Source organism: Sodalis sp. RH15, from assembly GCF_047324255.1.
Lineage (GTDB): Bacteria > Pseudomonadota > Gammaproteobacteria > Enterobacterales > Enterobacteriaceae > Acerihabitans > Acerihabitans ligni.
Genome location: NZ_CP178738.1, coordinates 3,104,611 through 3,125,091, shown reverse-complemented (window position 1 = coordinate 3,125,091; position 20,481 = coordinate 3,104,611). Strand labels below are relative to the sequence as shown.

At 61.6% G+C, this 20,481-nt stretch carries 5 protein-coding genes; all 5 read right to left on the bottom strand.

Going from position 1 to position 20,481, the window contains the following annotated elements; translation table 11 throughout:
- Positions 1 to 28: 28 nt before the first annotated feature.
- A complete protein-coding gene (locus ACL2XO_RS14260) occupies positions 29 to 1,756 on the bottom strand; it encodes a beta-ketoacyl synthase N-terminal-like domain-containing protein (protein ID WP_413740914.1) in 1,728 nt (575 codons plus the stop codon).
- On the bottom strand, positions 1,753 to 5,916 hold the full coding sequence (locus ACL2XO_RS14255; RefSeq protein WP_413740913.1) for an SDR family NAD(P)-dependent oxidoreductase: 4,164 nt from the start codon (positions 5,914 to 5,916) through the stop codon (positions 1,753 to 1,755). The genes ACL2XO_RS14260 and ACL2XO_RS14255 overlap by 4 nt, the downstream gene beginning before the upstream one ends.
- Positions 5,917 to 5,929: 13 nt before the next feature.
- A complete protein-coding gene (locus ACL2XO_RS14250; protein WP_413740912.1) occupies positions 5,930 to 9,277 on the bottom strand; it encodes a non-ribosomal peptide synthetase in 3,348 nt (1,115 codons plus the stop codon).
- Between the two features lie 99 nt (positions 9,278 to 9,376).
- A complete protein-coding gene (locus ACL2XO_RS14245; protein ID WP_413740911.1) occupies positions 9,377 to 14,689 on the bottom strand; it encodes a type I polyketide synthase in 5,313 nt (1,770 codons plus the stop codon).
- Positions 14,682 to 20,300, bottom strand: coding sequence for an SDR family NAD(P)-dependent oxidoreductase (locus tag ACL2XO_RS14240; RefSeq protein WP_413740910.1), 5,619 nt, complete (start codon positions 20,298 to 20,300; stop codon positions 14,682 to 14,684). Before ACL2XO_RS14240 ends, ACL2XO_RS14245 begins: the two co-directional genes overlap by 8 nt.
- Positions 20,301 to 20,481 lie beyond the last annotated feature (181 nt).

Here is a 20,481-nt window from a genome sequence, read left to right as displayed (position 1 = left end):
AGGCTCCTTATGTTTAGCGGGTAGAGACTTATGCAGCCGGCCCGTCCATGTCGTTACCGAGGCGGCTGCGAACAAACGGATAGGTGGGAAGGGGCAGCCTGCGACGCCGTTCAAGGGCGTAAAAACGCGACCAGTCCGCCTCCCCTCCCTGCTGCCAGGCGGTGGCCATCGCCAGACGCTGTTCATCAATGAGGCCATCGCATGCGACAGCCACCCCGCGCTCCTGCGTGAGTCCGTAAAGCATCCCCGGAACATCCCGTGCGAGGACAATGCGCCGCACCGGGAGAGGGTATCTTCCCCGCTGGAGGGTATAGGCCACATCGTCCGCAAAGGTCCCGGGATGGGCGAGAAGGTAGGCACGCAGGTTTTCGGTTATCTGCCGTAATGCCTCGGGACTGCGGGCGCTGAGGGGGATGAGATGCACGGATTCATGGCCGGTGTTGTCCGCCGCATAGGGCGGGGGCTGGGCCACCACCACATGGGCGTTGGTGCCGCCGATGCCGAAGGAGCTGACGCCGGCAAGACGGGGCGAACCGGCGGTGTCCCACTGCTGCGCGGCATGAGGCAGGTAAAAAGGCGTGTGCGGAGCGGTCAACGCATTCATTGGTCGGGAGCAATACAGCGTCGGCGGGATAATACCCTGTTGAACCGCCAGAATGGTCTTGATCAATCCGGTTATGCCGGAGGCGCAATCAGCGTGTCCGAGGTTGGTTTTAAGGGAACCGAGCGCGCAGGCGCGGGGTTGCGCGAGAGCGAAAACCCGAAGCAGCGAGCTGAGCTCGATAGCATCGCCAATGGAGGTGCCGGTGCCATGGGCTTCAATCATGCCGACCCGGTCCGGGGCTATCCCCGCGCGATCCCACGCACGCTGGATGACCGCTGCTTGCCCGTCCACCGCCGGCGCGCTGTACCCGGCCCGCCGTGCGCCGTCATTATTCACCGCCGAGCCTTTAATCACCGCCAGTATCGGCTCGCCGGCGGCTTGGGCGTCCTCCAGCCGGCGCATCAGCACGGCGGCCACGCTATCGGAGAACAGCGTGCCGTCGGCGGTTTGATCGAAAGCGCGCACCCGACCGGTGGCGGATAAAATGCCGCCGCGATGACAGAAATACCCCTGGTGGGCGGGAAAACGGACACAGGCGCCGCCGGCAATGGCGAGATCGCTTTCTCCCGCCAGCAGACTTTGACAGGCCAAATGAACCGACACCAGCGACCCGGAACAGAACGTCGCCACGCTCACCGCCGGACCGGTGCAGTTTAACTTGTAGGCAGTGCGCGAAGCCAATGCATCCGGGCTATTTCCTCCCAACGCCAGCATGGCATCGGTGGCATCGGCGGCGGCGGGCAGATAGGGTTCCCAACCGCTTTTACGGGTGCCGGCAAACACCGAGGCGATACCCGCGTCGCTGCCACGGCCATAACCGCCGGATTCCAGCGCCTCATGACACACTTCAAGAAAAATCCGCTGCTGCGGATCCATCCGCACCGCTTCCCTGGGGGTGATATGAAAAAATCCGTAATCAAACGCATCGGTATCGTCAAGGAACGCGCCGCGCGGCACATAACACGCCCCGGCGACAGGGGAAAACGGGACGCCGCCGGGCAACCGGTGGGCCGGATAATCGCGAATAAGCTCCCGCCCATCCAATAATGACCGCCAAAACGCCTGGGGAGACGGCGCGCCGGGGAAACGGCCGGCGACGGCGGTGATGGCGATATCGCGCTGGGCGTAAGCGTGATCGTTGACCCTTGTCATGCCCCTGATCCTCTGCCGCTTTCGCTCGACCCGATGCCCCGCGGCGGCGCCGATAAAGTCCGGGCCACTTTCTGCGCGAGAGTCTCCACCGCGGCGGACTCAAACAGATCGACCATGGTCAGCATGATGTTGAAATGGGCGTTAATCCGGCGCACCAGCTCGGCGCCCACCAGTGAGTCGCCGCCCAAATCAAAAAAGTTCGCGCGCTTATCCACCTCGCAGTGCAGCAGGTTGCGCCAAATCACCATCAGGGCTTCGCTAACGTCAGCCGGGTCGATGGAAGACGATCCGGTGGCGTCCGCCAATGCGGCGGGGGCCGCGCTGACGACAGCCTCCGAACCGATGGGATAAGGACCGCTGTCGTCCGCGGGAATATGCCGTCGCGCCGGCGCGGAGATAACGTTATTGAAAATCCCGTCCGGCGATCCGATGGACACCGCCAATCGGCCCTGATGCAGATTATTCAGGGCGATGCCGAAGGCGGCGGAAGCTTCGCGGTCGGTTAACGGACGGGCGCGGTTCGCGCTGTATTTGAAGCTGCCGCCGCTATCCCATCCCTGCCAACCGGCCCAATCAATGCACAGGTAGGGGTGACGGCGTCCGTGACGCAGGGCGAAAGATGCGCAGGCTTCGTTGGCCGCCGCATAGGCCGACAGTCCCAATCCGCCGACGTAGGCCGCCAGCGATGAAGTAAAACAGCCGAATCTGAGCGATCGGCGGCCCAATAGGGCATGGAGTACCGACGCACCGATAAAGCCCGGTCCCATGAGCCTTTGCCACTGCTCGCGGGTGGACTTTTGCACCCAATGCAGCGTCCCCGGGCCGGAAACGCCGGCGGCATGGATAAAGCAGGTGATCTCGCCGATCCGCCGTTCCGCTCGTTCGACGGCCTCCGTGACCTGCCCGAGATCGGCAATATCAGCATGCACGACCTCCACCGCCACCGCCACGGCCCGCAGCGCCTGAAGCCGTTCCCTGCGCCGATCGTTCTGCGGTAAGGTGTGTAAAGCCGTACGGGTCAGGATAACCAGCTTGGCGTGAAGGTGAGTCGCCATAAACCGCGCCAGTTGATACCCCACCTGCCCCAGGCCGCCTGTCACCAGGCAGGTGGGATTTCCCCAGTCCGGCGGCGCGGCGGCGCTTTTGAGCGTCTCGAAATAACGTTCCCATCGCCAGCCGTTACGCAAGGCGACGAGGGAGGGGCGATGTGTGCCGGTTAACTCCGCCATGACGTCATGGGCGGCAAGGGGGTCTTGTTCGTCGACATCCACGCAGCGGCATGAAACAAAGGGAATTTCTTGCATCAGGGACTGGCATGCCGCCCAGGCGGCGGCACGTTGAGGACAAAGGGTTCCGCTGCCCGGCCCATCGACAAAACCCGGTCCGATGACATCGATGAACAGCGGCGTCCGACGGTGTATTGAAAGGGCTTTGGCCAGTTCCAATAGGATGAAAACGACCTCAAACGTCGCTACGGTCAACTCCGCCTCTCGCACGTCGCCAAACAGCAGCATCAGGTGATCGGGCATCAGATGGTCATTGCGCAGAGTGTCGGCGAGCCGGTCGGCGGCCAGGGGATCATGTGGGTCCAGGCAATATCCGCCGGCACCCGCAACCCTGGCGGAACCCAGGATCGCAGTGGTGATATGCCCGCTCCGCTTTTTCAGCGCGTTCTTAAGCGACGGGGCATAACGGCAGGCCGGTTCGGCTATCACCAGCCTTCGGCACGAGCCGGTCATACCGGTCTCCACGGCGCAACGCCCGGCGCGGCGCCATCTTTCAACATACAGTTGCGGCCGGTCATTTGCGTCCACGGGGAAACGCCCATCGGCAGCAGGCATCGCGGGCGATGTAAGACCGCTTTCTTCCACCGATTCCGGTTGATACCAGCATCTGCGACGCCGCAGCGGCTGGACCGGCAATGGTATACGCCCGGCATTGGGATAAGGGCAAAGGTACTGCCAATCAATATTTACTCCCCGACACCACAGCGCGCCCGCACAGCGTAGCAAGGCCGGCATATCATCGGCCTTGGGACCGAGCACGGCCTCCACCCCCCGATCCCGGCAGGTCTGGCGGGCCAGGCGATCAAAACCTCCCCGGTGCGCCGGTATGAATACCCGATCGCCGGGATTGATTGACCGCGCCGAAAAATAACCGGCCGCGGGGGGTATTCCGCTGTGGTTCGCGGGGGCCGACTGCGCCAGATAATCGCCGATTAAGGAGTACACCTTGGCCATTGGCGGTTCAGGTATCGCTGTTTGGGCATCCGATCCCCGCCGCGGACCGGCAAGGGCGCGGACCACATCGGTGACGGAAAATATCCCCTCCGCCCTTACGTTAATCTCCTCCGGCGTCAAGATAAGCAACGGCGTGTTAATGACATACCGCCACATCAGCAGATAAGACAGGTAACCCACAGTTTGCGCCAGGCCCCATGCCTCCCCCTCGGTGTTGCACGTGCCCAACACGTCTTGCCGGGTAATTAGCGCCGGATGATGTTCATTTAGCCACGCCAGCAGGGCGGTTAATTCCCGGTTGAAAATCGGATGATTGGCCGCGGCGGCGTAAGACAGGCCGCCGCCGATGATAAGGATCAGATGCGGGGCCGCAATGTCCGTAGCGATATCAAAGGCGCCCTCGTTGAGCTGCGCTATCAATTCGTGCCGATCATGGGCATACACCATTGTTTTACAGGAGTCGGCCCGCCGTCCCTGTGACAGCGTAACGGCAATGTCGTCAAGCCTGGTATCCGGCTGTTCGCCAAGCTGCTTCGCCATGCCGGCGGCGAGCTCTTTGAGCCTGACGGGATCCCGCCCGCTGAGCGGAATGGCGTGCAGCCCGACGCTGCCGCGTTTTGCTACGGCGGGCGGCCCTTCAGCGAGAACCATATGAACATTGGTGCCCCCGGCGCCGAAAGAGCTGACGCCGGCGCGCCGTGTCCCGCTCAGGGGCCATGGCACGGCCGTCCGGTTGATGATAAACGGACTCTCCTCCAGTGCGAGGGCGGGATTTGCCTGGCTGAAGGTGGGGTGCGGCGGGACAACGCCGTGTTTCAGCGCCAGGACCGCCCGGGCCAGTCCGGCTATGCCCGCCGCCGCCGCCAAATGCCCGACGTTCGCTTTAATCGAACCCAGCGCGCAGCGTTCCGTTCGATGCCCGATGGGGCGAAAAACTTCACGCAGCGCGGCAAACTCCACCGGATCGCCTAACGCCGTGCCGGTGCCATGGGCTTCTATCATGCCGATTTCATCCGGGGCAACTCCCGCCACTCCTTGGGCTTCAGCAATTAACCGGCATTGACCTTCAACCCCTGGAGCCGTGAAACCAAGCCTGCCGTCGCCTTCATTGTTCATCGCCGAGCCCAGGATCACCGCCAGAATAGTGTCGCCGGCCGCCTTCGCGTCGCGTAAGGGGCGCAACGCCACCAGGCCGGCGCCATCGCCGAAAACGGTACCCGAAGCGGCATGATCAAAGGGTCGGCACATGCCGTCCGGCGAGAACATCAGGTTAGGTTCGTACAGATAACCCGGCCGCAAGACGGCCTGAATCGAGACGCCGCCGGCTATGGCCATATCGCACTCACCGCCCAGCAGGCTTTGCACCGCACAATGCATGCTGCTCAACGCCGTGGAACAGCCGGTTTGAACGGACACGCTGGGACCCGTGAGACCGAGTTTGTAGGAAATCCTGCCGCACAGATAATCTTTATCGTTGGTGAGCATTAATTCCGTACCCGCCAGAGACATCAAATCACAGCGAGACCTGATGACATTCGGCAGGTAAGTGTTCATGGACGCGCCGGCATAGACGCCAATGCGCGGACGCCGCAGCGGATTACCATAACCGGCGGTTTCCAACAGCTCCCAGGCGCACTCCAGCAAAATCCGCTGCTGGGGATCGAGCAACGCCGCCTCTCGCTGGCTGAAGGCAAAAAAATCCGCGTCGAACAGGTCGATGCCCGGTAGTGCGGCGTCGGCAAAAACGTAGCGGGGATCTTCAAATAACGGGCTGTCTATGCCCTGCGCGACACAGTGCTCCCGCTGAAAATGCCGGATAGCGACCCGTCCGTTGACAAGATTTGACCAAAGCACGGGCAGGCTGTCCGCCCCGGGCAGCCGAAAGGTCATCCCGATGATGGCGATGGCGTGATCATCCATGATATGTCGTCCTTTATGTTGGATTGTGTCGTGCCCGTTTGCGCAAGGCCGCCATGGCATCCAACGACGTGGGTCCGCCGCAGTCTGCGTCCCGGCCGGCGCCGCGATCCGCCACGGACGCCGTGGCCCGTTGCGCCGCCAGCGATCTGATGGTGGGAAAGCGAAAAAGATCCGCTGGGGTCAGGGCGCCGCATCCCGGCAGGGTCAGCAGCCGTGAAAAGACCTGCATCAATGTCAGCGAATTACCGCCGACGTCGAAAAAAACATCGTCAAGGCCCACTTCCCTCCGGCCCAATACCGCACACCAGATATCCTGTAGCGCGGAGAGCAGCGGCATCGCGTCTCCCCCTGTCCCGGCGGCGTCCGCCGTCGAGGCATTAAAACGGCCTTGGTCCACCTCCTCACGCAGTTTATTTCGGTCGAGTTTATTATGGCCGTTGCGGGGCAGCGCTTGAGCCCGCAGAAGTCGCCCCGGCAACATATAGAACGGCAGCCGGCCGGCAAGGAATCGGCGCAAATCCTCCTCCATAGCCTCGGTGAAGGGTGAATCAAGCACCATGACGGCGGTCAGTTGGCCGCCGCCGGCAGCCTGTTCCAGCAGCACCGCCGCCTCGGTCACCGCCGGATAGCCGCCGATAGCATGTTCAACCTCGCCGAGTTCAATACGATAGCCATTGAGTTTGATCTGCTGGTCCATGCGGCCCAGATAGTGAAGCCGTTGCCCGTCCCACAAGCCGCGGTCGCCGCTGCGGTACATCCTGGCGCCGCTGGCAAAAGGATCGGGGACAAAACGTTCAGCGGTCAGTTCAGGCAGTCCGACATATCCCGGGCTGACGCCCAGACCGCCGATACAGATCTCTCCGGCCTCACCTGCCGGCACCGGCCGGAGCCGTTCATCCAACACCGCCACCGTGGCAAACCGCAGGGGGCGGCCAAGAGGCACGGTTTCGCGCCGGGTCAAATCAGCGGTGACCTGTTCGATCATGGCGAATACCGTGGTCTCGGAGGGGCCGTAAAGGTTCCACATTTTTGTCTCGCCGGTTAGGAAAGGAGCCGCAATCCGGCCGGGCAGCGCTTCGCCGGAAATCATAAAATGACGTACCGGCAGCACGATTTGCCCTCGAAGCAGCTCGGGCAATAACCCCTTCAGTCCCGATGGCGTTTGAGACACCACCTGCGCTTTTGACCGTTGAAGAAAGGTCAATAACGCATCGGGACGGGATCGCAGTTCGGCCGGGATGACCAAAAGCTCGCCGCCGGAACATAGGCAGCCCCAGATTTCCCACACCGACAGGTCGAAGCTGGCGGCATGACACCAGGTCCATTTTTGCCCGGCGGGCAAAACAATTTCCTCCGCCATGGCATCGAGAAAGGCGGTGACGTTACGGTGGAGCACGTCTATTCCCTTGGGACAGCCGGTGGACCCCGACGTAAACAGGGTATAGGCCGTCAAACACGGGGCGGCGTGATTCGGCGCTTCATCGCTCCCCCAGGCAGGGTCCGGGCCATGGGCCGGCCCCGGGCAGCCGTCCGACGCGTCAGTCTTCTCATGGATGTCCAGCACTTCGCAGCCCAGACCGCCGAATACCGCCCGGTGCCGTTGACCGGCGATCACTATCACCCGCACACCGGCGTTGAGCGCCATTTTTTGCAGTCTCGCCGGCGGATTCATCGGCTCCAGGGGCAGATAAGCGGCGCCGGTGCGCATAATGGCCAGCATAGCGGCCAGAGCATCGGCGCCGGGGGCCATGCCCAGCCCGACGCGGTAGCCCGGGCCGACGCCCGCGCGGACAAGCCGCCGCGCAATGGCAATAGAGGCTCGCCACAATTGCTCATAGGTGGTCGCCCCTGACGCATCGGTTACCGCGACGGTATCCCCCGCATCCCGCGCCCAGCGACCGACGCGACTGACAATGTCGTCGTCGGCGCAGGCGATCAGGCGCCTTGTGTTGATAGTCGCAAAAACCCCTGGGTTTCCCGGCTTGCGGTCCTCCGCCGCCACATTCTCATCCGGGGCGGCGATAAGCCGTTGAACCGTAGCCAGGTAATCTTCGCAAGCCCGCTCAAGATCCGACCGGGAAAACAGCGCGCTTCGTCCTTTGATAACGCAGGTCAGTCCCGAGGGCCCTTCGGCGAATTCCAGCGCCAAGTCCATCTGCCCTTCCTGTTGGCGTAAACGGTAGGGTCGTAACGTCATATTCCCCCAGGAGAGGCTCAGCGCTTCATCCCCCAGCATCAATCCTCCGCTCTTGGACATCCGCGGCGAGCCGGGCATATTGACCGTCGTCTGCAAGAGCGGGTTCCGCGCCGCGGAGCGCGGGATGCGCAGGTCTTTGATGATATTGCCAAACGGATAATGACGATGCTCCAGGGCCGCGCCCAATGACTTGCGTACCCGGACGGTTAGCGTCCTGAAGGTCGTGGCCGCCATGGACAGACGCAGCGGCAGCATATTGAAGAAACAGCCGAGGGCATCATCGAAATCACCGTCGCGCCGTGAAATCGGTACGCCGATAATGATGTCCGTGGAATGGGTGCGATCCCCGACAAAAACGGCCCATGCCGTCAGCATCAGGGCAAATAGCGATACGCCGTACTCTTGAGAACACAATCCGAGCCGCCGGCCAAGTTCATCGGGGAGAGTGAAAAACACCGATTCTCCGCCACGCGCTCCGCCCTCTTCAACCCCGCGCCAGTGAAGCGGCGGCGGCGAAGCCAAAAGCGCCGACCAGTAATTTTGCGCGCACAATGCGCCGCCGCCGTTAAGAAAACGTCGTTCTTCGGCGATAAAATGATCAAAGGTACGCTTCTTCGTAACGGCGGTATCGGCGTCACCCCCGATTTCGGCGATATACAAGACCTCCAGTTCATCCATGACCAGAGCCAGAGTGGAGAAGTCGGCGATAATGTGATGTATGCCCAGCAGCCAAAGATATTCACGCTCGCCGCATTGGAACAGTCCCAGCCTGATGCAGGGCCCCCGCGCCAGATCAAACGGTTGTTGATGATAACCGTGCACGGCGGCATCCCGCTCATCAGCCGTTTGGCCACGCAGATCGAAGAAATTTACCTGCGGTGGGAGATCGTCCCTGCTTACCGCCTTCGGCACCCCCTGCTCATCGGTAAAAACGCTGCGCAGGACATCATGCCGGCCCGCCAGGCGATGCATGGCGTCCCGCAGGGCGGGAAAATCCAGCTTCCCGGTCGCGCGGCAGGCGCAAGCGATATTGTAGGCGGCGTCATCCGGCGCGAGGCGGGAAAGGAACCATAACGCGGCCTGTTGTTCACTTAACGGGCGTTCACGGCGACATGTTGCGTCAACCGGCCCCGGCTGTTTTTGATTAAAGAAGCGTTCTGTCATAAGTTTGCTCAATCCTTTGTGCTATATCCAAATAGATCCAGGGGCGGGAAAGCCCAGCAATTGCACCTGCAACCGGAACCATGACGGATTTAAGCCTGCTCACTCAACGTCCGGGCATAAAATGCAGCCAAGCTTTACGGCGGCCTCATGCAAATCATCACTGTCGAAGAGCAGGGCGATGGGAATGGGCAAGCCGGTTTGGCCGCGAATATTTTGCACAATGGCGACGGCGGTCAGGGAATCCAGCCTCAGAGAATGCAACGGCATATCCCCCCGCAGGGGCCCCATGTTGACCATCTTGCCGATCTCACTCAGCAAATAGTGCAGGACGGCGGCCTGTCGCGCTTCGGATGAGGGGAGCGCGGTCACACTGCTGACGATATCCGGCGTGTCCGGCGACTGGCGTGCATCCCCGCAAGGGAACTCATGGAAAGTCGTGCCGCGGCCAAGCCATTTTTCCAAATCAGGCGCATTAATATCAGCCACAATAGGATGAACCACTGTCTGTGGCTGGCACCGACCGCTCCAGGCCATGACCTCGCCGGGGTCAAGCAAACCCAGGCCGGCCTCGGTGAACCTCCGCTGCTGCGCCGGATCAAGTCGTGCGGTCATTCCGCTCCCCCAGGGTCCCCAGGAAATGGCCGTCGCCGGCAGTCCTTTGACAATCCTATAGCGGGCCAACGCCTCCATAAAAGCATTGGCCGCGGCATAAGCGCCCTGTCCAGGGATGCCGATAATCGCCGACACAGAGGAGAAGAGCGTGAAGATTTCCAGCTTTCTGTTAATCGTGGCGCGATGCAGATTCCATGCGCCGCAGATCTTTGGCCGAAAAACCCGCCGGGCCTTTTCCTCGGTCGTCTTCGCCAGCGGGGCGTCGGCCAACACGCCGGCCAGATGGAAAACGCCGACCAGCGGCGGCATAAAACGATCCATCGCGCGCAACGCGGCGTCGATATCTTCTGGACGGGCGACATCCCCCTGGAACAGGCGCAAGTGAAGGGCCCGCTGCTTATAGTCCCGCGCCAGCCTTATCAATTCCGGCGTCAGGGCGGATCGGCCCAGCAGCATAACGCCGCCCGCGCCTTGGGAAAACAGCCGCTCGGCCAGCATACGTCCGGTTTCGCCGCAGCCGCCGGTAATAAGATAGCTGCCGTCACGGCGCAGCGGCAGTGGCGCCGGATCCTGCTTCAGGGGGATCATTCTGCGGCCATAGACTTGGCCGGCCCGCAGCCGGTACTCCGGCACGCGAGCCACCGAGGCCAGCAATGCCGGTAACGGCTCAATTCCCCCCTCGCCTGCCAGCGCCCGGACCGGCAACGCCAGCAGACCGCCCCAAATAGACGGGTACTCTTTGGCTATGGTTCGCCCAAGGCCCCACACAACGGCGCCTCCCAAGTCACAACAGTGATCTTCGGACCGCGTCAGCGTGACGGCCCATACTCGCAGTTGGCGATGGGTCGCGGTTTGGGCGCTGATATCGGCTATCCGTTTCAGGTCGCCGAAAGCCTGTATCTGGTGGTCTAGCCACTCCCGTGCCGTGAAGGTCTCGCACTCATCCCCACAGCCGGCAAGATAAATCACCGTCCCCGCCAGGTCGGTAAAATGGGCGGCCGACAGTTCATCCTCCTTGGGAGTGATAATGGCCGAGGTGACCCCCGCCGCCGTCATGGCTTGCGCAAACGCCCGTGCATCATCGCCGTCGCGGGCAATTACCGTACAGTTTGTCAGCCGCGGCGCCGCGGCCGGCGGCGGGAGGGGAAGCCCATCCCATTCAAAACGGTAAAGGGCGCTGGACGGGCCGGTAGACAGCGGCGTCAATGACGCCGCCCTCACCCGTTTCAGGGTGACTCGCTGGAAACACGCGACGCAAGCGCCGTCGTCGCTATACAACCGGATGTCGCCGCACAGGGTTTCCACATCGGCCTTAAGAGATGAGGCGAGGATGGCTTCTCCCCACAGGGGGGCGGTCAGCTGTTGCTTGACGCGCAGATGGTCCACGCTCAGGGGAATAAAAAGGTCGCTCTGGGGGAAGAGTCGCCAGAACGCCGCGAACATGGCCTGGAAGCAGGCGTCCATCAATCCGGGAGAGAGTGCCAGAGGAGGGACGGCCGGGTCGTCCCCTTCATTGCCCAGGGTGAAACAGGAGCGGCCCGCGACGGCATCGCACCAGAGTTCGTTCAACCAACGGAACGACGGCCCCAGTTCTAGCCCGGCGGCATGTGCCCGCTGATAAAAGGCGTTAACGTTTTGACGCTCAAGTAATATGACGCGTTCGTTGAGCCGCTGTGGCGGTGAGTCCGGATTATCGCCGTCGGCCCGCAGATTTATCGTCCCCCGGGAGAGAGGCGATCGCCCTTGCCCGCGCCCATCGGCGGCATCAAGGGTGAAATCCACCGCGTCGACGTTTTTATGGCGCGGCCCAAAGGCCAGAGTGGCCATGGCGCTGTCATCGGATTTCAGGATAAGCGGCCGGATGAACACCAGGTTGGCAAGGGTAAAATCATGGGTTTGCAGATAGCGGTTAAGATGTGTGGCAATGACCGCGATGTGAACCGCCCCCGGCACCACCAGGTTGCCGAACATGCAGTGATCCGCCAGAAGCGGCTGCGCCTTCCCTCCCCATTCGGCCCGAAAAGAGAGATGTTCCAGCGCAGGCGCTTGCGCCTCCCCCGCCAGTGAAGCGGCCGGACCGGCTATCGTCGTCAACGGCAGCCAGCATGGGGTGTGTCGCCAGGGCGGTGGCGGAAGGGAGACAAGCTTGCCGCGCCCTTTCATCAGGCCCCGCCAGTGGAGTTCATGGCCGGAGGAATAGAGCCGCGCGGCGCAATCAAGCAGCGCCGTATACTGCGTTCTGCCCCGTGGCAACAAACCCGCGGCCCGGGCCGTACGTCCGGCTTTTATGACACAATGATTGATATGCGGCGTCAGGGTAGCGCCGGGCCCGATTTCCAAAAAATCATCCATACCGGCGTCGAGCAGGCAGGCGATTGCCGTCGCGAATCGTACCGGCCGCCGGGCATTGGCGACCCAATAATGGGCATCCATGCGGCTACCCTCGATGATCTCTCCCCTGGTCGTGGAGGCCACGATCATAGGGCTATCGGAGGGTTGCAAATACTTGAACGCCGCCAACAGCGGGTCGCTGAGCGGTTCAATCTGCGGGCCATGGAAAGCGTAATGGGGATTGACGGGAAAAACCGCCAATCCGGCGCCGTCCAGCAGCGTTTTTATTTTGTCTGCCTGTGCCGCATCCAGCGAGAGTACCGTCGACTTCGGGCTGTTCTGAGCCGCCACCGTGACTCCCGCGCACTCTTTTAACAGCGAAAAAAGCTGTTCTTCGGTGGCGGCGACCGCGATCATTTGGCCGTCCGAACGGATGGCCTCCATAATCCGGCCGCGGGCGATCACCGCCGCCAGCGTTTGCTCCAGGGTAAGAACCCTCCCACAGCAGGCGGCTGAGAATTCGCCCACGCTGTGGCCGGCTACCGCCGCCGGCTGGATGCCCCAGCCGGCGAGCAGTGAAAAAAGCGAGGTTTGAATGGACACAATGCAGGGTTGTGCGATGGCGGTGGCGCTTAAATCAATGCTGCTCCCCGCCCGTATCGCCTCCAGCACCGACCATCCGGCCAATCGACGGACTTCATCATCACAGCGCAGCATCCCCTCGCGAAAAACCGGTTCACAGGCCATCAATTCGTCCACCATGCCGGGCCATTGTTCTCCCTGCCCGCTAAAAATCACGGCAAGCCCGCGGGAAGCACCCTTCGCCAATGGCTGCCCGGTCTCAAGCCAGCGGGTGATGGCGCAGGCGAGCCCGGCCGCGTCGTCGGCGACAAACGCCCGACGATAGGGATGATGAGTTCGACCGGTAGCCGCGGTGAAGCAGAGATCGGCGGATGCCCTTGTCTGCGTTGAGTCTTGTTGGGCCAGTAAATCGGCAAACCGCCGGGCCTGCTGTTGCAGTGCCGGTGCGCTGGCGGCGGACAGCGGCAGGATGAGGGCCGTTGGCCGCGGCTTTTCTTCGGCAATGCATGCGGGGGCCGGTGCGACGATGACATGGGCATTGGTGCCGGACCAACCGAATGAGCTGACCCCCGCGCATTGTGGTAAACCGTTCGCCACCGGCCAGGGGGTCAATGTTGTCGGAAAAATTACCCGCCGCCGGGACAAATCAATATGCGGGTTAACGTCTTTCAGGTGTACCTGCGGCGGGATAGCGCCGTGTTGCAGGGAGAGCGCCACTTTGATGAAAGACAGGATCCCCGCCGCCGCCTCGCAATGGCCCACATTGCCCTTGAGCGAGCCGACATAACAAGGATACCGTTCGGCTTGCTCACCCAGCGCGTCGGAGATGGCGGCGATTTCAATGGGATCCCCCAGCCGCGTCCCGGTACCGTGCGCTTCGATATAACCGATATCCCCCGGCGCCGTCTGCGCCCGGGACAAGGCCTGTTTTATCAGCGCGGTCTGGGCATGGCCGCTGGGCGCGGTGAGCCCGTTGGTCCTGCCGTCCTGGTTAATCGCCGAACCACGAATGACCGCCAGTATGCGATCCTCCGCCCGTTGCGCGTCGGACAGCCGTTTCAGCACCACCGCGCCGCAGCCGTCGCTCCTGACGATACCGTCGGCGGCGGCGTCAAAGGGTTTGCAACGTCCGTCGGCCGCCATAAGATTCATGCGCGAGGTGGCCAGGGTAAATTCCGGCGCGGTAATCACATTAACGCCGCCGGCGATCGCCCGGTCGCACTCCCGCTGCCGCAGGCTTTGGCAGGCCAGGTGCAGCGCCACCAGCGAAGAGGAGCAGGCTGTATCGATGGTAATATTCGGCCCTTTCAGGTCGTACAAATAGGCCAGCCTGCCGGACAGGACGCTGTTCGCCACCCCCGGTCCGCTAAAGGCGTTGATTCGATGGATATCCGAAAAGACGCGCCGCGCGTAATCGCCATTATAATTCACAGCGCCGACGAAGACCCCGGTCTGGCTCCCCGCCAAATCCTGTTGGGTCAGACCGGCATCTTCCAGCGCTTCCCAGGCCACCTCCAGAAATATTCGCTGTTGCGGGTCCATCTGCCGTGCTTCTTCCAGGGATATACCGAAAAAATCATGGTCGAATGCCTCGGCGGCAATCACGCCGCCCCAGCGGGTGGCAAGCTTTCCGGGCATCTGCGGATCGGGATGATACCAAGCGGCGTTATCCCACCGGTCTGAAGGAATTTCTCCAACGGCATCCCGTTGCGCCGCCAGCAGTCGCCAGAACCCGTCGGCGGTATCGGCGCCGGGCACCCGGCAGGCCAACCCGATGACCGCTATGGGTTCAGCGCGGCGGTCCGCCCGCGCCGCGCTCTGGGAGCACAGGGTAAAAACCGCTTTTTTCAATGACGATGAGGGCCTGGGGGCGGAAGGTTTATTCATGGTGGTTTTCCCCTTGAGTAAGAGTCATCTGGACGCGGTTAAGGATAAGCGCCGTTAATTCAGCCAGGGTCGGATAATCCCATAGCAGCGTCACCGGCAGCGGGATGCCGAATTTCCGTTGTAGCCGATTGCGCAGCTCTACTCCGGTCAATGAATCGATACCCACGTCACGCAAGGGCCGCCGGTGGGAGAAGCCCTCGCCGTCACCGCCCGCCAGCTCGGCGACCTGGCGCCGGATATATTGAACGATTTGAGCGGCCCGCTGGCCGGGAGTGAAAGAAGATAATGACGCGGGTGGCCGGGCAGCCTTTGCCGCGAGGTGGGGGCCGGCCACGTCCAGGGTGGCTCGGTCCGTCGCTCCTACAGCCTTGGCGACGGTATGGGACGGGTCCATGGTCCCGTGGGCCTTGTCAATCCCATGGGACGGATCCGGGGCGTCATACGCCATGGCAATCACATGAGCCGACCCTGAGCACAGCGCGCGGGACAACCAGTGGATGCCTTGGGACATGGTTAACGCCGGTAAGCGGGATGAGTGCATCAGCGCCGGCTCTGATAACGCCAGGCCCGCGTCTAAGAAAGGTCCGAAGCCGATGCTGAGAGCGGGCAGTCCCGAGCCGCGGCGCCTCCAGGCTAATGCATCCAGAAAGGCGTTGGCGGCGGCGTAACCGGCGTAGCGTGACAACCCCAACACCGACGATGCGGACGAGATAAGGATGAATTCCGCGACTTGCCGCCGTTGGGTAATATGGTGAAGATTCATGGCGCCCTCCACTTTAGGACGCATGACCTGGTAGTGGGTAGCGGCGCTATCCTGCTGCAGAAAGCCGCCGCGTAAAATCCCCGCCCCGTGGATAATGCCGATTAACGGGCCGAAAGCGTCTTCAGCGTGGGAGACGGCATTTTCCAACGCCGTGAGATCCGCCACATCGGCGGCATAGACGCTTATTCTGGCACCGCGCTGTTCAAGCCCGGCGATGGCCTGTCGCGCCGTTTCCCCGGCGCCCCCGCGGCCCATGAGGGCAATGTTTGTCATACCGCGATCGATGAGCCAATGCGCCAGACGCAGGCCGAATGCCCCCAGTCCGCCGCTGATCAGATAGAATCCCGTAACATTGCCGGCACAGGTTGATTGCCGCCCCTCAAGGGGAAACACCGGGCAAACGGAGAGCGCCGGCACATAGCATTGATTGCCGCGCCAGGCGCTTTCATGGAGGCATTGTTCGCTGATGCCCCGCATAAGAGCGGTAAAGGCAAGCCCGGACAGCGGGGCGTGGCCATCGCCCGGATCGATATCGATAATGCGGCAATTCATCTCAGGGTGTTCCAGCCGCAGCGTGCGGGCCACTCCCCATAATAATGCCTGTTCCGGCCGGTTTACGGGCATGTTCCCCACCGGCTGACAGCCGGTCGTGACGAGATAAAGTTCGGTATTACCGGTTTTTTTTGTCGCAATGGCGCGAACGAGGGTGAGAAGAGGCTCCAGCAGGTAACGCGTCGCCACGTCTTGACCGGCGGGCGGGGACAGTCCAAGGAGATAGAGGATTTTGGCGGCGGAACAGGCAGCAAGCACTCTGGAAAAGTGGTCTGGTTCGGCGGGATCAACCGTCACGTTATGCCGATGGACGCGGTAGCGGTCGCCGCACGCCACCCAAAACGCCTGCCTGCCAAAACCCCGGGCCTTCAGCTGTTTTTCAAGGTCGGGCTCGGCAAAAATCACCATCCCCGCCCCGGCAGAGCCGGGGATGCCCTCCCCGTTGTCTTCGTCCTTATCGTCGCAGGCACGGCTCCGGCCAGGTAAAGCGCAAGCGCGCGGCGTTGCAATCCATTGCGGCTCATACAGCTTTATCGGCGTCTTACCGGGCGGGCCGTTGACATCATCGGCTGCCGCGCTGTCCGGATAGTCTGACTTATCATGCCTCCAGGGCTGTTCCGGCAATATGATGTTATGGCCCGGTCCGCCCAGCCGGCGCGGGTCTTCTATTGAACCCAGCGAATATAACGTGCCCAACAGCCTCAATAAACGTTCATGGGCCGCGCCGGGTACGGGTTGGAAACCTTGTGCGCCATAACCTGCGGTAAGCGCGTCCCCCCTCTCAGGCGACACGTTGTTATCCACGCAAAGCGTCAGGGGTATTACTGCCTGGAAATGATTTTCCCGCGCCGCCGGCAGTGTTTCCCCTTGTTCATCCGGGTCTCCTGGCGCCGGCGCCAGGTTTATTTCCCCCCCATCGGCCGGACGGTCATATGACGACGGCTGCACCGGTCGTTCCGCGCTTTGGCGCAATTGCGCCACGGCGTCGGAAAACGTCAGGTTCCCATTCAAATGGGCGGCGATCACCCCACCCTCGTCGAGGCCGATAAATTCAGCCCGTTCGACGCCATACCAAGATAGCAGCGCAGCCAGGGAAATTTGCTGAAGGAAAGCGGCGCCGATACCGCTTTTGTCAGATACCGAAAGCGTTTGCAGAGCCTGCCTGCCGCGATGATAGGTCAAACGAAAAGCCGGCTGCTCAATCAATGCCGCCACATCCCCGGACGACATCCAGTGGCGGGCGGAGCACAGCAATGCGACCCGTTTGACAGCCGTGTGTTCCAATTTGGCTAATGCGGGCCTTGCCGTGTTACCGGCGAAAGCCGTCAATGCCCGAATGGCATCCTTCTTATCGGCAACGACAAACGCCGCCCTATGGGCATAATGTACCGGTCGGGTCGCCAGGGTGAAGCTGAGATCGGATAACGACACGGCCGGATCATCGAGCAATGCCGCCAGTTGGCAACATCGCGCGCCAAGAACATCCGGGGAGCGCGCCGACACCGGCAGCAGCCTAAGGGCATGTTCCCTCTGAAGGGCTCGCCGCTTCGGGCCGTCGCCGGCGGAAGCGCCGAAGGTCATGGGTTGAGAAAGCTCAACACCGTGACGTATCAGCATGGCCATCGCCTCATCCATAATCTGTGGGGCGGATTGATCTTTGCGGGCGCTGGCGACTGCGACCCTTTTCCCGTCACTCTCCGGCGGCAGCGTCGACAGCACCACGGGATGAGGTGAAATTTCGATAAATACCGAGCGTTCTTCGGCCATGACGATGTTCAAATGATCACGCCAATAAAGCGGCTTTATCAGCAGATCGCGCCAATGCGTCCATGGCAGACCGTCTGTCGCCGCTGCCTCCCCGGCCAGGGCTGAAAAAAACCTCATTGCCGGCGGCGCGGCGGTTATTTTTGGCAGTACCGCCTCCAGCCCTTCGAGCTCAGCATCCGTCACCGGCCGATGAACCGCGGCCGCCGTATTTACCGGCGTAAAATCAATACGATGGGTGATACAAGCCGATTTGAGAAAGGCCATTGTTTCCACATTGCCCGACACCACGGTGGCGTTCTCTTGGTGTTGAATCGCGCAATGGATTGGCAAGCCGATTTGTTTTAACAATGCGCCGGCCCGAATCCAGTCCAGGCCGATTAACGCCATCACGCCAGATTGGCCGGCGGCCCACTTCGCCTGGGCCAAAGAGATGGCGAAGGCCTCTTCGAGAGACAGCATGCCCGCCCAATGAGCCGCGGCCAGTTCACCGATGCTGTGCCCCGCCACGGCGGTCACCGACACTCCCCGGCTGCGCCAGACATCGGCAATAGCCAATTGAATGGCCAGATGGCACGGCCAGGCGATACGGATGTCGGTAAAGTCCTCATTGGGCGAGTACAGCCGTTGGGCCGGGGACCAACCGGCAATTTGACGTACCACGCCATCACAGGTTTTTATCCTGAACCGAAAAACCGGATCGACGGCGGCCAGCGCTAACCCCATACCGGTCCAATGCGATCCCTGCCCGGAGAATAACAGCGTCGCGCCACGGCTATTATCGGCAACCATATCAACACTGGAGTGAATGCCCGCCGCACCGCCTTTGTTCGATGCCATCGTTTCCTTGCCCAGCACAAAGGCGATGTTCGATGCCATTGTCTCCTTGACCGGCGCGCCTGTTTTCTCACTCATGCTGCGGCGGTCGTCCTTGGCATCGCCGGTCTTCCGCGCGGGCCGGCTAAAACGGCGTTGACTCTGCCAGATATCGGCAATAATGGCATGGGCATTGGTCCCGCCGAACCCAAAAGAACTCAGCGCCGCCAGGCGCCTGCCGTTGCCCGCTGGCCAGGGAACCGGTTGCCGGGGAAGGGTTATGCCCAATGCCGACAGGTCGATATGGGGGTTGGGATGCTGAAAATTAGCCTGCGGCGGTATCTCGCCGTCATGCATGGCGAGCAGAATCTTAATCAAGCCGGCCACGCCGGACGCGGCCTCGCAATGGCCGATATTGGCCTTCACCGAACCGACAATCAAGGGCCGGGTCCTGTTTTGCCCCCGGCAATACACCTCGGCGGCCGCGGCGGCCTCAATGGGATCCCCCAGCAGTGTTCCCGTGCCATGAGCCTCGAGGTAGTCCACATCACCGGGCTTAATTTCCCCCTGACGGCAGACTTCCCGCATCAGGGCCGCCTGAGCCCGCGCCGATGGAGCGGTCAGGGAAGTACTGTAACCGTTGTTATTGACCCCGCTGGCACATACCGTTCCATAGATTGGATTGCCGTCCCCGAGAGCCGCGTACAGGGGCTTCAACAGCAGGATGCCGCAGCCTTCGGCACGGGCGTAGCCGTCGGCCGGTGCCGCGAAGGCATGACAGGCGCCCGTCGGCGATAACACGCCGAGCGCGTGCATGGCCGCGTTGCTGTGCTCGGACAGGATCACATTCACCCCACCCGCCAAGGCGAATTCGCACTCTCCCGCCCGCAGACTTTGGCAGGCCAAATGGACGGCCGCCAACGATGAAGAACATGCCGTATTTATCGTCAGGGAGGGCCCCGATAACCCGAGCAGAAACGATAGGCGAGCCGAAATGATACTGGGATCCATTCCGGTGGCGGAGTGTGCGGACATCTCCCCCGACACGGCATAATGGGCAAAATCATTCCACATGGCGCCGATAAATACTCCGCCTCGCGCCCCTTTGAGGCCAACCGGATCAAGCCCTGCGTCTTCGATAGCGGACCAGCCCGCCTCGAGCACCAATTTCTGCTGCGGATCCATCTTGGAAGACTCATGACGGGAGATGCCGAAAATCCGCCGATCAAAGCCCGCCACATCAGGCAAAAAGCCTCCTCGGTATGATGGATTGCTCCACCGCTGCTGCAACGCGCCGGCAATGAAACGGCCCTCGGGTACCGGTCCCACTGCGCAACGCCCCGCCCTGAGCAAGCGCCGAAACGCCGCCGCGTCGCCGGCGCCCGGCATGCGGCAGGCCAACCCGACAATGGCAATGGGTTCAAGGGAGGTCGCCCGCGCGCTCTTGATTCCATCCGGGGGGAAACTCGCCGGCGCCGGAGAGGGTTCGGCGAGATATCCGGCCAGTTCAGCGGCAGTGGGATAGTCCCAAAACACCCTCAGCGGTACGGCTCGATCAAGCCGTCGTGACAGGCGGCCGATAAAAGCGGCAGCGGCAACGGAATCCGTTATCCGCGATCCCATGCGGTCGTGCGGGGAAATAGAGTCAGTACAGCCCGGATCCAGTTCTTGAAGAATAATATTTTGTATATGGATGAAGCCAGACTGTATATTCATGCAACATTCCCTTTGCGTAATAGTCCCATCAGTTTAATATTGTATATTTAATATAATTTTGCCATCCTATGAAAGAGGATGATTTTTCATGCTGAAATTTAATGGCACCCAAGAAATACCATTATCGCAGAAAGATAGCAATCCGGTTTTGATAAAATCAACCGATTTAGGCAAGCAGAAA